The 15296-nt window shown below is 40.8% G+C and carries 13 protein-coding genes; all 13 read right to left on the bottom strand.

What is annotated here, in order from left to right; genetic code table 11:
* Positions 1-13 precede the first annotated feature (13 nt).
* Positions 14-1066, bottom strand: a complete 1053-nt coding sequence (fliG, locus tag PVK63_RS06730; protein WP_274440121.1) for a flagellar motor switch protein FliG — start codon at positions 1064-1066, stop codon at positions 14-16.
* Positions 1059-2789 (bottom strand): flagellar basal-body MS-ring/collar protein FliF, encoded by a 1731-nt coding sequence (fliF, locus tag PVK63_RS06725; RefSeq protein WP_274440120.1) that lies wholly within the window; start codon positions 2787-2789, stop codon positions 1059-1061. The genes fliG and fliF overlap by 8 nt, the downstream gene beginning before the upstream one ends.
* A 17-nt stretch (positions 2790-2806) precedes the next feature.
* The gene (gene fliE, locus PVK63_RS06720; protein ID WP_130048985.1) at positions 2807-3118 is read right to left on the bottom strand and encodes a flagellar hook-basal body complex protein FliE; all 312 of its coding nucleotides are present in this window, start codon (positions 3116-3118) and stop codon (positions 2807-2809) included.
* Between the two features lie 100 nt (positions 3119-3218).
* On the bottom strand, positions 3219-4652 hold the full coding sequence (locus PVK63_RS06715; protein WP_130048984.1) for a sigma-54-dependent transcriptional regulator: 1434 nt from the start codon (positions 4650-4652) through the stop codon (positions 3219-3221).
* A 2-nt stretch (positions 4653-4654) separates the two neighbouring features.
* Positions 4655-5716 (bottom strand): sensor histidine kinase, encoded by a 1062-nt coding sequence (locus PVK63_RS06710; RefSeq protein ID WP_274440119.1) that lies wholly within the window; start codon positions 5714-5716, stop codon positions 4655-4657.
* Between the two features lie 129 nt (positions 5717-5845).
* Entirely contained in the window at positions 5846-7327 is a 1482-nt protein-coding gene (locus tag PVK63_RS06705; protein WP_274449248.1) for a sigma-54 dependent transcriptional regulator, read from the bottom strand.
* Between the two features lie 216 nt (positions 7328-7543).
* Positions 7544-7954, bottom strand: coding sequence for a flagellar export chaperone FliS (gene fliS / locus PVK63_RS06700; protein ID WP_065624088.1), 411 nt, complete (start codon positions 7952-7954; stop codon positions 7544-7546).
* 15 nt (positions 7955-7969) lie between these two features.
* Positions 7970-8260: a hypothetical protein gene (locus PVK63_RS06695; RefSeq protein ID WP_065624089.1), complete on the bottom strand. Its 291-nt coding sequence runs from the start codon at positions 8258-8260 to the stop codon at positions 7970-7972.
* A 30-nt stretch (positions 8261-8290) separates the two neighbouring features.
* A complete protein-coding gene (gene fliD, locus PVK63_RS06690; RefSeq protein ID WP_274440117.1) occupies positions 8291-10258 on the bottom strand; it encodes a flagellar filament capping protein FliD in 1968 nt (655 codons plus the stop codon).
* A 23-nt stretch (positions 10259-10281) separates the two neighbouring features.
* The gene (locus PVK63_RS06685) at positions 10282-10701 is read right to left on the bottom strand and encodes a flagellar protein FlaG (RefSeq protein WP_274440115.1); all 420 of its coding nucleotides are present in this window, start codon (positions 10699-10701) and stop codon (positions 10282-10284) included.
* A gap of 124 nt (positions 10702-10825) precedes the next feature.
* Positions 10826-11962 carry a flagellin gene (locus PVK63_RS06680; protein ID WP_274440114.1) on the bottom strand — a complete coding sequence of 379 codons (1137 nt, stop codon included), beginning with the start codon at positions 11960-11962 and terminating at the stop codon, positions 10826-10828.
* A 241-nt stretch (positions 11963-12203) separates the two neighbouring features.
* Positions 12204-13331 carry a flagellin gene (locus PVK63_RS06675; protein WP_130048978.1) on the bottom strand — a complete coding sequence of 376 codons (1128 nt, stop codon included), beginning with the start codon at positions 13329-13331 and terminating at the stop codon, positions 12204-12206.
* Between the two features lie 447 nt (positions 13332-13778).
* Positions 13779-14912, bottom strand: coding sequence for a flagellin (locus PVK63_RS06670; RefSeq protein ID WP_130048977.1), 1134 nt, complete (start codon positions 14910-14912; stop codon positions 13779-13781).
* Between the last annotated feature and the right edge of the window lie 384 nt (positions 14913-15296).

Below are 15296 nucleotides of genomic sequence, written 5' to 3'. Positions count from 1 at the left end.
AAGCAAAAACGTATTATACGAATTCGTCTGCACCGCCAGAAAGCATTAGATCGCCAGAATCGGCCATTCGACGTGCCACTGCCAGAATTTCTTTCTGAGCGGCTTCAACGTCTGCCACACGAACTGGCCCCATTGCTTCAAGATCATCACGCATAAGTTCCGCTGCACGTTTCGACATACACTTAAACATTTTCTCTTTAAGTGCATCATCAGCACCTTTAAGTGCTTTTTGCAGAACTTCTTGTGGAACATCACGCAATAGCATTTGAATACCTGTATCTTGTACATCGATAAGATTTTCAAATACAAACATAAGATCTTGGATCTGCGTTGCAGTCTCTTCATCTTGGTCACGGATTTGATCCATCAACATACCTTCAATACTGTTATCTAGGTAGTTCATGATTTCTGCCGCTGCTTTCAGGCCGCCAATTTTCGCCGCTTGTGCACCAGATTGACCCGCAAACTGTTTCTCCATGATTTCATTTAGCTCAGCAAGTGCTGATGGCTGAACTTCTTCAAGGTGTGCAATACGCATCATAAGGTCAAGACGTACACGCTCAGGGAACTGAGATAAGATCTCGGCTGACTGATCAGGATCTAAGTACGATAATACGATAGTTTGGATCTGTGGGTGCTCATTCATGATGATGCTTGCCACTTGACGAGGATCCATCCATTTCAATGAATCCAAGCCTTTAGAACCACTGCCTAGTAGAATTTGGTCGACTAGATTATTCGCTTTATCTTCACCAAGAGCAGCAACCAATGCGTTACGCATAAAGTCTTCACTGCCCATACCGATGCTTGTGTACTTCTGAATATCTTCTAAGAAAGCACGGTGAATTGCTGACACTTTAATCTGATTTAAATCAGATACGGTTGCCATTGCTGCACCTACTTTCTGAACCTGCTTTGGTTCTAAGTGACGAATGATACTTGCGGCATCATCCTCACTCAAACTAAGTAGTAAAATGGCAGCACGTTCTGAGCCTGCTAGTGACGAAAGATCAAACTCTTGGTTGTCTTCATCTTTTTTTTCTGCTTCTACAATCTCATTAGCCATTTTCAGATACCCAGTTACGAACCACTTGTGCTGCTAACTCTGGTTCATTTGCTACAAGAGCACGAACCGCTTTTAATAAATCTTCGTCTTTATGCAAGTTTGGTAGATCAATGCCGGAACCAAACTCGAAGCCGTCACCATCCAAATCACTGCCAATTAAGCCCATTTCGCCTTCAACGCCTTCACCTTTCGCAACGGCATCGTCTTCTGCTTGGTTAGGGAACAGCAATTTATTCATTGCTGGGCGAACAAGGATAAGTAGCACAGCAATAATCACTAAAGCGCCAGCTAACCATTTAATCCAGTCGTTGAAGTTTGGATGCTCCCAAATCGGTACATCAATAGTAATTGGTTGCTCTTCAATCGCAAATTTAACGCTTAATACGTTTAATAAGTCGCCACGTTGCTCATTTAAACCAACACTACCAATGATGATTTGACGGATCTTTTCAATTTGCTCTGTCGACACTGGTGTATAAGTCACTTCGCCTGTTTCAGGGTTAACACTTTGACGCTCTTTTACGGCAACTGAAACCGTTTGACGTGCGACTGTTCCCGTTTGTTTTCGCTCGTGACTGATGGTTGTATCTAATTCAAAGTTACGTGTTGCTTCTTTATGAACCGAACCTTGACCTAGTACTGAACCATCTTTTAATTCAGCAATATCCTGAGGGATTGCCGAATCTACTGGTGGCTGATTACTTAGGGCACCCGGAACACCGGCAATCACGTTACCATTGTTGTAATCTTCTAATGTATATTCACTTCGTGTTGATGCAGTTTGTGGATCAAACTGTTTACGTGTTTGTTCAATAGCACTGAAGTCCATTGATACATCAACTTGAGCAGTATAGTTACCCAAGCCTAAAATTGGGATAAGAATCGCATCAATTTTATCACGCAGTGATTGCTCTTGTTTACGCTCTAACTCTTGCTCTTTTCGATGAGCCATAGCCATCGGATCTTGCGTACCAGAGCTAAGAAGACGACCATGCTGATCCGTTACGGTAACACGTGTTGGTTTCATTCCTGGAACCGCACTTGCGACCATATCAACAATCGAATCTACTTCTTCTTGTTTTAGCATTGCACCCATTCGCATAGTCAAAAATACCGTTGCCGATGCTTCTTGGTTATGACGAACAAATACGCTTTGTTTTGGCATTGCGAGTAATACTTGAGCTTTACGAATTGGACGCATTTGCTCAAACGTACTTGCTAATTGGCGTTCACGACTTAACTTTAGACGCTCTTGTTCTAAACGCTGTGATACACCAAACCCCATATCTTGCAGTAAGATATCATCACCTTCTCCTACTTCTCGGTTTAAACCGGCACGAGAAAGATCAAGCTTCATTTTACTGAATTGAGAAGCGGGAACTAGAATGGTATTACCTTCTAGCTTGTATTCTGCTTTTTGCGCATCAAGGTGATCAAGAACTTGAATTAATTCATCCGTCTCATACGCACCAAGTGGTCGCATTTCAGGTTCTTGAACCCAAAAGAAAAGCATTACGATTAATGCGACACAGATAGATACAGATAACACAAGGATAACTTGACGCAATAAATCAAGATTACCCAACGCTGAATCTAACTTCGAAGAACTTTGCTCATCAGTATCTGGATTTTGAACATCCATTGAATTATCTAACGCCATTGAACCACCGGCGGATACTCCATCAGATACTGCTAAGTCTGTGTTTTTATTTTCTTCTGACACGCTTTAATTCCTAGAAATTATACTGGCATATTCATGAGTGCTTTATAAGCATCTACAAGCTTATTACGCACTTGTATTGTGGCATCAAATGCAACACTTGATTTGTTACGTGCAATCATTACATCGGATAATGAGACCCCTTCATCACCTCGATCAAAACGCACAGCTAAATCACTTGATGCTTGTTGTAAGCCATTTACGTTATTCACTGCTTTTGCAAACATAGCACTGAAGTCCGCACCGACTTCTTTACCTGTTGCTGGACGCGTTGTATTTGACGCGTCAAGCATCATTGCTTGCATTTCGCCTTGTAAACCACCAATTTTCATTTCTATTCTCCGACCCAGTCAACTAATTGACTTTATTTTACGACCCGAAGTATATAAAGCAATTTACATACCAAAATATCAAACACGGTAACCCATTGTTTTAACTTGGGATATCTATTCCAGCATCACGCATCTTCGCTAATTTGTAGCGTAACGTTCGCGGGCTAATGCCCAATTTTTCAGCGACATCTTTTCGTTTACCGTCACACGCTTTTATCGTTTCAAGGATAATGATGAATTCTTGCTCACGAAGTTCACCACCTAGCCCACTAGATGCGGTTAAAATCTCACCATCTTCAGATAATGGCATTGCAACTGTGTCATTTATTGACGGTGCTTGCTGCTCAGGCTTAATTGTTGGCGCTTCACCACTAACCACTTGTTGCAAACCTCGAGCATCTACCCAGTCAACGCCTTCTAATAAGATATCATCCGCGGTAATTTGATGCTCTTCAGCCAAGATCAATGCACGTTGCACAACGTTATCTAGCTCACGTACATTTCCTGGCCAAGGGTAACTTTCCAGTTTTTGAGTAGCTTCAACACTAAAACTGGGTACGGGTAAGCCTTGCTTTTGACAGTGACGCTCAATAAGGTGCTTAGCAATAGGTGCGATATCACCTTTACGCTCTTTAAGTGCTGGCCATGCAATTGGGAATACGTTTAAGCGGTAGTATAAATCTTCACGGAAATTACCTTCTTCTACGTATTTTTTTAAGTCTCGGTTGCTAGTCGCCAAAATTCGGACATCAAGCTTAATACTCTTACGACCACCTAAACGTTCAACTTCGCGTTCTTGAAGTACGCGCAGTAATTTAGCTTGTAGATTAAGATCCATTTCACTGATTTCATCCAACAAAATGGTGCCGCCTTGAGCTTGTTCAAATTTACCCGGACACGCTTGAACTGCGCCAGTAAATGCACCTTTCTCATAGCCAAATAAGGTGGCTTCTAGCATATTGTCTGGGATAGCAGCACAGTTAATCGCAACAAATGGGCCGTCACTACGCTGTGAGTTGTTATGGATATAACGAGACATCACTTCTTTGCCTGAACCACTTGGGCCAAGGACCATCACGTTTGCATCAGTTCGCGCAACTTTATCTGCAAGCTTAAGTAATTTCAGACTCTTTTCGTCCGCAACAATGGCATCACCCGTTTGCTCATTTTTAACTGGTGCATAACGGCTAACCATGTTTAACAACACTTCTGGCGCAAAAGGCTTCGCCATGTAATCTATTGCACCGTCTTTCATTGCAGAAACCGCATCTTCAATATTGGCATAAGCTGTCATTAGAAGAACGGGTAAATTAGGCCAATTTAACTTGATGCTACGCAACAATGCTAAACCGCCTATTCCTGCCATTTGAACATCAGAAACAACGATATCAACAGATTCTTTTTTCAAAATAAGCAACGCGGCTTCTGCGCTATCCGCTTCTATCCATTCGTAACCAGCTAACTCTAAGGTGTCAATCAAGGCTTCGCGTAGGCCTTCATCATCTTCTACGATCAATACTTTACTTTGAGCCATGATTATTCTCCAGATTCTGTTTGAGTTGCGGATTCAGCATAGGTTGCTGTTAATGGAATAGACATGGTGAAGCACGCACCATCATCCGGTTCTGAATACAATTCAAGTTGTCCTTTATGTGCTCGACAAACCATTTGAACTACGGCCAAACCAAGACCCGTGCCTTGAGAGCGTGTAGTGAAAAATGGTTCCATAATTTTATCTTGTAATTCAAGTGGGATACCTGGCCCATTGTCTTGTACTGATATTTTCAAATAACCGTTAACCGGTCTAAAGAAAACATCAATTTGGCATTCTTTTCCAATGGCTTGTATCGCATTCATAATCAAGTTACTAATGGCACTGGCAATAGCGTTGGCATTACCCATTAATAAAGTATCTTGCTCTTCTACTTCTAAGTGATAATCCACTTGATTTGATTGCAAAGCGGTTTCTACCATTGGACGATATTCTGCAACAAGCTCTTCAATCGTAAATGATTTAACAACCTTGTTATCGCCACCTTTAGCAAACAACAACATGTCATTCACTTGTTTTTCGAGATCATGTAAACGATCAACCAATTTGGTTTGAAAACGTTTGTGTGTTGCTGCGGGCAAATTGGGGGAACCTAAGTTTGAAGCATAAAGCATCGCACTTGAAAGTGGCGTTCTTACTTGATGAGCAAGGGAGGCAACCATTTTTCCTAACGATGACAAACGCTGCAAATCACTGACACGAGATTGCAGTAAACGGGTCTCGGTTAGATCGGTAATAAGAATAAGTTGACCCGTTTCTGAGGCTGAGATCGCTAAACGTACTTTACGTCCATTACGCAATGAGATCTCATGCCCATCATCTTCTCTTGGATCAAATGAGCGTTGAATGACTTCAAACCAACGTTCACCTAATAATGGGGTACCAAGAAGCTTAATGGCTTCTGGGTTTACTTCACATACAACGCCTTGTGTATCAAGCAATATTACCCCCGCAGGCATAACATCTAATACTTGCTTATAACGTGTATTTTGTTCTTCTACTGTGCCAAGGAGTGAATTGATCTCACTCTCAGAGTTACCTTGCATAATTTGATCCCCGCCAAAACAACAAAAGGGCTAATGCATTTAACATGCCAGCCCTTTTTATCGTTTTAAATCATCAAGTTATATCAAAATAACATCTTTAATGAGTCAATTATTTGTCAGTGTAGATTATTAACGCATATCATCTTTATTTAGATTATATTTACGCATTTTCTCAACTAAAGTCGTTCTACGCATACCTAACATATCAGCAGCACGAGCAACAACCCCGGCTTGCGCTTCAAGTGCTTGGCATATCATATTAACTTCTACATCAGCCAACATTTCTTTTAGATTTAGACCATCTTCAGGCAAATCATTAGATGCTGGACCGAAGTTTTGGTTTGATATTTGAGGCACTCCACCATCACTAAAGTTAGCAAACATATCTGCTAGTGCAGCTTGTTCTTGCTCTTCAATACTTTGTTTATTGTTATTCTCTGGTTGGAACTCAGGAATATCACTATAACGATATTTTGTCGGTAAGTGATTAACATCAACCGATTCGCCAGGGAATAAGATCATTAAGCGCTCAATGAGGTTTGCTAGCTCACGCACATTACCCGGCCAATGATGCTCCATTAATGAGTTCACCGCACGTGGCGTTAGACGGACACGCGCACTGCCTTCTGCTTCCATTCTCGTTAGCAGTTCTTGCAATAATAACGGAATATCTTGCTTACGTTCACGCAATGCTGGCATTTCGATTGGAAATACATTTAATCGATAATAAAGATCTTCACGGAAAGTTCCTTTCTCTATCATCTCATCAAGATTGCGATGTGTTGCAGCTACAATACGAACATCCGCTTTAATACTTTGATTGCCACCAACACGTTCAAAACAGCGCTCTTGTAATACTCGCAACAGTTTTACTTGCATCGGCATTGGCATATCACCGATTTCATCCAAGAACAGCGTACCGCCTTGAGCCAGTTCAAAACGACCTTTACGTGCTGTTATTGCACCAGTAAAAGCCCCTTTTTCATGGCCAAACAACTCACTTTCAAGAAGATCGGGTGGAATCGCACCACAGTTTACAGGCACAAATGGACCTTTACGACGCGGTGAATGATAGTGAAGATTTCGTGCAACGACTTCTTTACCGGTCCCCGACTCACCTAAAACAAGAACACTTGCTTCAGTACCAGAGACTTGCTCAATTAAATGTCGAACCGTGCTGATCGCAGGACTTTGTCCAACCATACTACGGAATAAGGTAATTTTACGCCCTAGCTGGGGTACACCTAAGCCACGGCGTCCCATAAACTCTTGACAATGGCGCAACGCATCGGTCAATTGAGGGTAATTTACCGGTTGATTTAATTCACCGACATAATTAGTTAAATCCTCAAGATCAAACATAGCCCCTGTAAGCATAATAATAGGGACATGATTATTAGTAATTAAGGATTTTTTGATTAATTCTTTTTGTGAACTATCTGTTACGTTACCTAAAAAACAGGCACTCCAAGGGTCATTCCAGTCAAAAGTAGACAATTCTGAAGTCGAAATGGCATGACAATGCTCACCGATAAACTCAAGAATGATCTTAAGGTTATGACGGTTTTGCTCGTCATCTTCAATAATTAGTGTCTTTGCTAAACCTTGCATAGATGTGTTATGTGCCTTAATTCTTTGATTTAAGTGGCCTATTCATTGAACAGCAACGAAATTATATCGCTATTTTATAGCATAAGAAAAATAAGGCAACTATGACTGCCAATAAATCGACAGCCATACTGTAAATGAGAGGTTAGTATAAAAAATCAAAAATAAACTTGATTTATAAAACTAATGGTATTTTATACCAAATTACGTAGCCTGAACTTAAATACCAACTTGGTCTGCAGTAAGGTTATGGAACTCTGCTGGAATTTGATCCCATGCTGATTTTATCTCACGCAGCATCTCAACAACGTCATCAATAGCTTGACCATCGTTATTTTGGTTTGCATGGGAGATCTGGCGGATCATGAAGTCATACAAAGAATCAAGATTACTTGCAATGTCACCACCATCATCCATAGAAAGACAAGAACGTAAACTGATCACGATATCTAATGCTTTACCAAGACGCTCACCTTTTACCGGGGTATTTCCTTGCTGCATTGCAGCCTTACCTTGGATTAAACGCTCAATCGCGCCAGCCATTAGCATTTGAATGACCTTATGAGGTGATGCAGCACTTAATTGGCTATCAATCGATACCTTCTTATATGCTTGTAGTGAACCTCTCATTGTATTTCCTCAGTATTATTGAAATTTTCTATAAAGTTGAACCGACTTTTGTCCATGATTCAATTTTTGATAATCTGTAGCAAATTGCTGTCCTAATTGACTCATTTCATCAACGATCAATTGAGTTCTTGCAATTGCGCTTTGCCATTCAGTGGAATGCACTATTTCTGACACTTGCATACACTGATGCAAAAGTTGTTCCCGATTTGATAAAAATATCGCCAACTGTTCAAAATTAATATCATCTGAACGATATGAATTTTGCAACTCTTGATCCAGTTTTTCTAATTGCTGTATTAATATCATCGAAAACACCTAATTATCACTGACACTCTATTAACCTAACGCGTTCATCATTCCTGACAACTGAGCTTTCATTTTCCCAGTAACGTCTTGCATATTGGCAAACTTGTTTCGAGTTCGTTCTTGTAAACTCTCCATACGGCGATCTAAATCCACTTGTTGATCATTTAAGCGGTAATTTTGATCTCGCATCGTGTTCATTCTGGTACGAATTGGGCCAGTTACCCCTGTCATACTCTGAATGACGTCTTCAATTTTTTTAGCAAACCCTTTAGAACCGCCAAAAAAAGTATGCAATTGACCAAAGTTTTCATTCAATTGACGATCAAGCATTGTATGATTTATTTCTAACGTTCCTTGACGAGTCGTAGAAATACCCAGTTCAATCAGTGTTTTCACATCTTTTGGTGCCGACTCTACTGGTGCCACGAAAGCGGATTTCAAACGCGATTCAGCAGAACGAACAACACTATCACCAGCAAGAGGACCACTTTGGCCAGTTGCCGGATCAAAGCCACTCAGTGCTTGAGTCGTTTCATAGAACTGATTATAGGTGGCAACAAATTGCTCAATAGCAGCTTTTACACCATCTCTATCAAATTGCACATCAAGCTCAACACGCTTGCTTGCTTCTGCTGTCGTTCCTTTTAAAGTGATATCTACGCCATGAACCGCATCTTGAATCACATTAGTATCACTGCTTATTCGAGCAACACCATCTAATACTACTTTTGCACTACTTGCTGTTTGCACTTCTTGAAGACCAGAATACAACGGTTTACGTGGGCCTTCAGGCTTAATTGCCTCTACAACTTTTTCAATCGGTTCTAATTTTTCTTTTGCTATTTCTTTAATTGTCGGCGGTAACTGCTCAATTTTTTCTTTCGCTATTTCAACCAATTCTTTTTTAGGTGCGACTTGAGGTGCTTCATAAGTAATACCAGCAGCTTGAAAAACAACATCTGGCGTTTGACCAATTTCAGCTAAGGCTTCTGCTGCATCTTGATCGCCTTGCTTGGCGGCTTTAGCTAACTCGATCTTTTCAGCTTCGCTTGGCAGTGCCGCTTGCAGAGTACCCGCAGTGCGCTCGCTCCACCCTGACATGCCCGATGTTGGATCGGTAGGGTCTTCCAATGTTGATAATGCTGCCGTTGCTTCTTGTTGAAGCATGATCTCTTTCGCCGCTTTTTCTTCTCGCGCTAATTCACGATTGGCATAATCAATAAGCGGCTTAAAGTACGCGTATTTTTCTTCATCACTTAATTCAGGAACTTCTTGTGCCGTTATTGGCTCTTGTATTTGCTGAGCGGCAATTTCTGGTACATTTTGATATTCAAGCAAGGTTGGAATATCAAATTTTGTTGATACCGTAGGATCAAAATTAGGATTAAAAGCAAGACGATGTAGCTGATTATTGTATTCAGCATCGACTTCAATTTTAACTTTATGACTTTCGCCTGGTTTATCCGAGGCGAGGATAAGACGTGAACCACCATCGTCTTTAACGATAGATGCTTGTACACCTGGATTTGACGGTGCACCATTGATCTGCTTTAACAGATCGGTAATTTTGTTATTTTTACCAATAATTTCAATAGTGAATTCTTTATCACCTAATGAAATCTCCAATTTACCTGGACCAAATTTAGCATCATCACGGATTGGCGATGATGCTAGTTTTTGAGCTTGAGCTAATTGTAAAACATCAATTGTGTATCGACCCGCCAAGGCTTCTGGCGTTGCCGTCGCACTGACTACTTCGTCATCACTGCTTGAAATAGTTCGAGATGCAAACGTATCCTCTTGGCGAAACGTCGACATGAGGTTTTTCATGGTATCTAACGATTCTTGCAGACGGCCATAGCCACTGATATTCATATCTATATCTGAGCGTTCACGGTCGATGCGCTGCTGCTTTGGTAAGCGCTCGCTTTCAACTATTTTACTCACCATAGAATTAATATCTAGGCCACCACCCATCCCCATCGGGCTCATACTCATGAAGCATTTTCCTCAATTAACGATTATATCTTCTCAGCTATTAATCCAGACGCACTGGCAGCTAATTCTCTGGCAATTTCCAACATCTTTTCATCGGGGATCTGACGAATAATTTCACCGCTATTAACTTCAAAAACGGTAATAACCTGCCGCCCAGACTCTTCATCTAAGCGAAACGATAATCCTCGATCCATGCTCTTAACGTATTCATTCAGCTCTTTCACTGCATGATAAAGTTCTTCTTTCTTTTTCGTTTCAAGCTGTTGCTCTGCTTCAACTATAATCGCTTGGCTTGGTGTCAATAACTCTGACGGTTCACCTTTTGCTATTTGATTATTGATATTCACAGATGATGTTGGTTGTACATTAGGACTAGCAATTTGCGTGCCGTTATTGGAAGAGGGAGATGTGAGGATTGATGAAGATACAAAAGAAGGGTTCATAACTCTTTCCTCCTAATACGAAAAAAGACAGCAGGAGAGCGGTCCGGCTGTCATATTTCAGTAAGTGGGTTGACGATGAAGCCGCCCACCTACCTATTTTAGTATTATCACTTAATCAAAGAGATTAACGTAATAGACCTAGAGCAGCGTTTGGCGCTTGCTTAGCTTGAGCTAAGATAGAAGAGCTTGCTTGCTGTAGGATTTGTGCTTTAGTCATTTCAGTTGTTTCTTTCGCGAAATCAACGTCTTTGATTTGGCTCTTAGCAGCAGAAACGTTTTCGTTAATGTTGTCTAAGTTGTTGATTGTGTGACCCATACGGTTTTGAGCTGCACCTAGCTCAGAACGGTGGCTATCAACAAATTTCATTGCAGCGTCAACAACCGCTACTGCATCTTGAGAACCAGCTACAGTTGTAACGTCGATGTTGCCAACTGTTTTTTGAGCTTGAACAGCGTCAGACATACCAGTTTCGTTAGCTAGAGCGCCAGAGAATTCGATTTCGCCTTCGATTGTGCCTTTAGCTGCGAATACTTGCAGTTTGCCATCTTCACCAACAGAAGCGCTAACTTTATCAGTTTGGCCGTTGATGTAAGTTGCTACTTCTTCAATATCGTCGCCAGCTTTAGCTGTGATTGATACTGATTGCTCTTCACCAGATTTGTCTGTGAAAGAAATAGTCATTTCTGCATCTTTACCAGCAGTCCAACCCGCAGCAACACCTTCTTTCGCAGTGAAAGATTGGCCACCCATGTTTGACTCATCTGCACGTAGGTTGTTCAGTGTAAGCATTACCGCTTCACCAGAATCAGCACCAACTTGGAAAGATTTAGTACCAAAGCTACCGTTTAGTAGGCGAGTGCCACCAAAAGAAGTTGTTTCAGCAATACGGTTCATTTCATCAGAAAGAGCCGTTACTTCTTGTTGGATTGCGCTACGGTCAGCGTCAGTGTTTGAACCATTTGACGATTGCAGTGCTAGGTCACGTACACGAGAAAGGATGTTTGAAGTCTCTTTCATTGCGCCTTCAGCAGTTTGCATCATAGAGATGCCGTCATTTGCGTTACGAACCGCTACGTCTAGACCACGAGTTTGCGTGTTTAAACGGTTAGAGATTTGTAGGCCAGCCGCATCATCTTTAGCACTGTTGATTTTGTTGCCAGAAGACAGACGCTCCATTGATTGGTTAACGTCAGATGTTGCGCTGTTTAAGTAACGCTGAGCTGTCATTGCTGATACGTTAGTATTTACTGTAATAGACATAAATAGATCTCCTAAGGGATAGTTCAATGGTGGTTGGTCTCATCCTCCGAACCAGCCATTGTTTCTCACATATATTTAAAAGCGTATCTCTATGCACTTGGTAGACTCTCACCTCTACAAAATACATCATGAGATAGCCTAAGCTTAATTTTATAAAGTAAGTCAAACTTACTCATAACCTGTTGGGATAGAACTTTGCAGATAGCTTAGCTCTCATTCTCACAAGTGTTTACTATGCTGATTAGCCCAACAGGCCTAATGCTGCATTTGGTGCCTGCTTAGCTTGAGCAAGGATAGACGAGCTCGCTTGTTGCAGGATTTGAGATTTCGTCATTGCAGTAGTTTCTTTCGCAAAATCAACATCTTTGATTTGGCTGTTTGCTGCACTCGTATTCTCATTAATATTTTCTAAGTTGTTGATAGCGTGACCAAAACGGTTTTGGAAAGCACCTAAATCCGCACGATTTGAATCAACATATTGCATTGCTGAATCTAGAATCGCGACTGCTTTTTGTGAACCACCAACCGTCGTTACATCGATGCTCTTAACCGTATCAGTAACCTTGTTACCCATACCTAATTCGCTGCTTAGTGAGCCGCTAAATGCAATGTCAGTTGCTTCAGCTGCTGCAAATACTTGCAGTTTGCCATCTTCTGTTACAGAAGCATTTACTGCACTGCTTTGACCATTGATGTAGGTTGCTACTTCTTCAATGTCATCGCCCGCTTTTGCATTAATGGTGATGTTTTGTTCTTGGCCATCTTTATCAACAAAGTTCATTGTTAATTCTGTGCTTTCTGCATCTACTTTCCAGTTTGCATCTTTACCTTCCGTCGCAGAGTAAGTGTGTCCACCCATTGCCGTTGTGTCAGAGCGCATATTGTTCAGAGTAAGCATTACCGCTTCACCTGAATCCGCACCGATTTGGAAAGATTTAGTGCCAAACTGACCGTTAAGTAAGCGAGAGCCACCGAACGATGTTGTTTCTGCAATACGGTTTAATTCGTCATTCAAAGCAACCACTTCTTCTTGAATTGCTACACGGTCAGCTGTTGTATTTGAACCGTTAGAAGATTGAAGTGATAAATCACGCATACGTTGAAGGATGTTCGTTGTTTCGTTCATCGCGCCTTCAGCAGTTTGCGCCATTGAGATACCATCATTTGCATTTCGAACTGCTACATCTAAACCACGAGTTTGAGATGTTAGACGGTTAGAAATTTGTAGACCCGCTGCATCATCTTTTGCACTGTTAATTTTAAAGCCAGAAGACAAACGCTCCATTGAGCTGTTTAAGTCATTCGTTGCGCTGTTTAGGTAACGCTGTGCTGTCATTGCTGATACGTTTGTGTTTACATTGATAGACATATTTTATTTCTCCACTTTGGTTCCGAATCACTCCGCTCCTGGACCGGAAACCGTATTATTCATCGTTGATACTTAACTTAACGACCTGACTTCAATTTACTTTAGAAAAACTTTTAATTTTTTTAAGTTTTTCTTTTTAAAGCACTTTCTGTTTATTCAGTCGTTCTGCTTTGTACTTAGGTTATCGCTCAAACTCGGAAACTCTTTAGGAGAAAATGCAAAAAAAATGAAATTAATTTAAATAAAGGGGGAAAAGTAAGAAAAAACGCTATAAATCAACAAAAACAGAACAAAGATCACTCAAACAACATACAGATAAACACATTATAAGCCAGTATACAGCCCAGTGTGCTTTATATTGATATAAAAAAAGCCGAGGTAGTCCCCGGCTTTGGTATAGTGTGAGAGCACTATTACCTTAGAAGTTTCTTTAATTAGCCAATATAATTAGCGTAACAGGCCAAGAGCAGCATTTGGCGCTTGCTTAGCTTGAGCTAAAATAGATGAACTTGCTTGCTGAAGGATTTGAGCTTTAGTCATCTCAGTGGTCTCTTTCGCAAAATCGACATCTTTAATTCGACTATTTGATGCTGATACATTTTCATTAATGTTATCTAGATTATTAATCGCATGACTAAAGCGATTTTGGAATGCACCTAAACCCGCTCGATTCTCATCAACAAATTGCATTGCTGCATCAAGGACAGCAACTGCTTTTTGTGAGCCACCAACCGTTGTTACATCGATACTCTTAACCGTTTCAGCTTGTGCGGCACCCATGTTTAGTTCACTTGCTAGTGAGCCACCAAATTGCACTTCACCTTGCACTTTATCGTTCGACGTTACAATTTGTAGCTCGCCGTTCTCTGAGACAGAAGCATTAATAGAATCAGTCTGACCATTAATGTAAGTCGCTACTTGTTCAATGTCATCGCCCGTCTTGGCATTAATTGTCAGTTCTTTCTCTTCGCCCGCTTTATTAACAAACGAAACCGTTAATTCTGAATTTTCTGCATTAACACCCCAGTCAGCATCAAGCTTGGTTTCGGCTTTATAGCTTGTACCCCCCATTGATGCCGAGTCAGAACGCATATTATTTAGGCTTAGCATTACCGCTTCACCAGAATCAGCACCGATTTGGAATGATTTAGTACCAAACTGACCGTTAAGAAGACGTGAACCACCAAATGAAGTCGTTTCTGCAATTCGGTTTAACTCATCATTAAGCGCGCCAACTTCTTGTTGAATCGCTTCACGATCAGCTGAAGTATTTGAACCATTAGAAGACTGAAGCGATAAATCACGCATACGTTGTAAGATGTTTGTCGATTCGTTCATCGCACCTTCAGCTGTTTGTGCAATAGAAATACCATCATTTGCATTACGAACAGCAACATCTAAACCACGAGATTGAGAAGTTAAACGATTTGAAATTTGCAGGCCTGCTGCATCATCCTTCGCACTGTTAATTTTAAAGCCAGAAGATAGACGTTCCATTGATTGATTAACGCCATCCGTTGCATTGTTCAAGTAACGCTGAGCAGTCATTGCTGATACGTTAGTATTTACTGTAATCGACATAGTGGTATCTCCGTTTAGTTTTCCGATTGTTTTCCGTAGTTCGGAAAACTGAGCTTTATTATTTGGAACTAACAACGTTGCTATTAGTGCCTGATACTTAGCTTAGCGACGGTTAAAAATAAACCTTTATACTTTTTTTTATAAAACAGATGATTACTTTATGAACTATGATCATGCTTCAAAGTTTTTTACAATTGACTAAAAAACAGCTAAAGTTTTTCCGATTTTGGCCAAGTATTAATCAGAACCTTGATACAAAAGAGCTTTAGTCGTCTCTCTCTTTGAATTTAGAACCTTATTTCTTTATTTATTTCACTTTATTTTCTTTAGGCGAAAAAAAACCAGCTGTCATTGCTGGTTTTTAAATAGTTATATCTGTTGGTA

The sequence above is a fragment of the Aliivibrio sp. S2TY2 genome, assembly GCF_028765525.1.
Lineage (GTDB): Bacteria > Pseudomonadota > Gammaproteobacteria > Enterobacterales > Vibrionaceae > Aliivibrio > Aliivibrio finisterrensis_A.
Note: the sequence above shows the minus strand (reverse complement) of the source record. Positions and strands in the feature narration are given on the sequence as shown.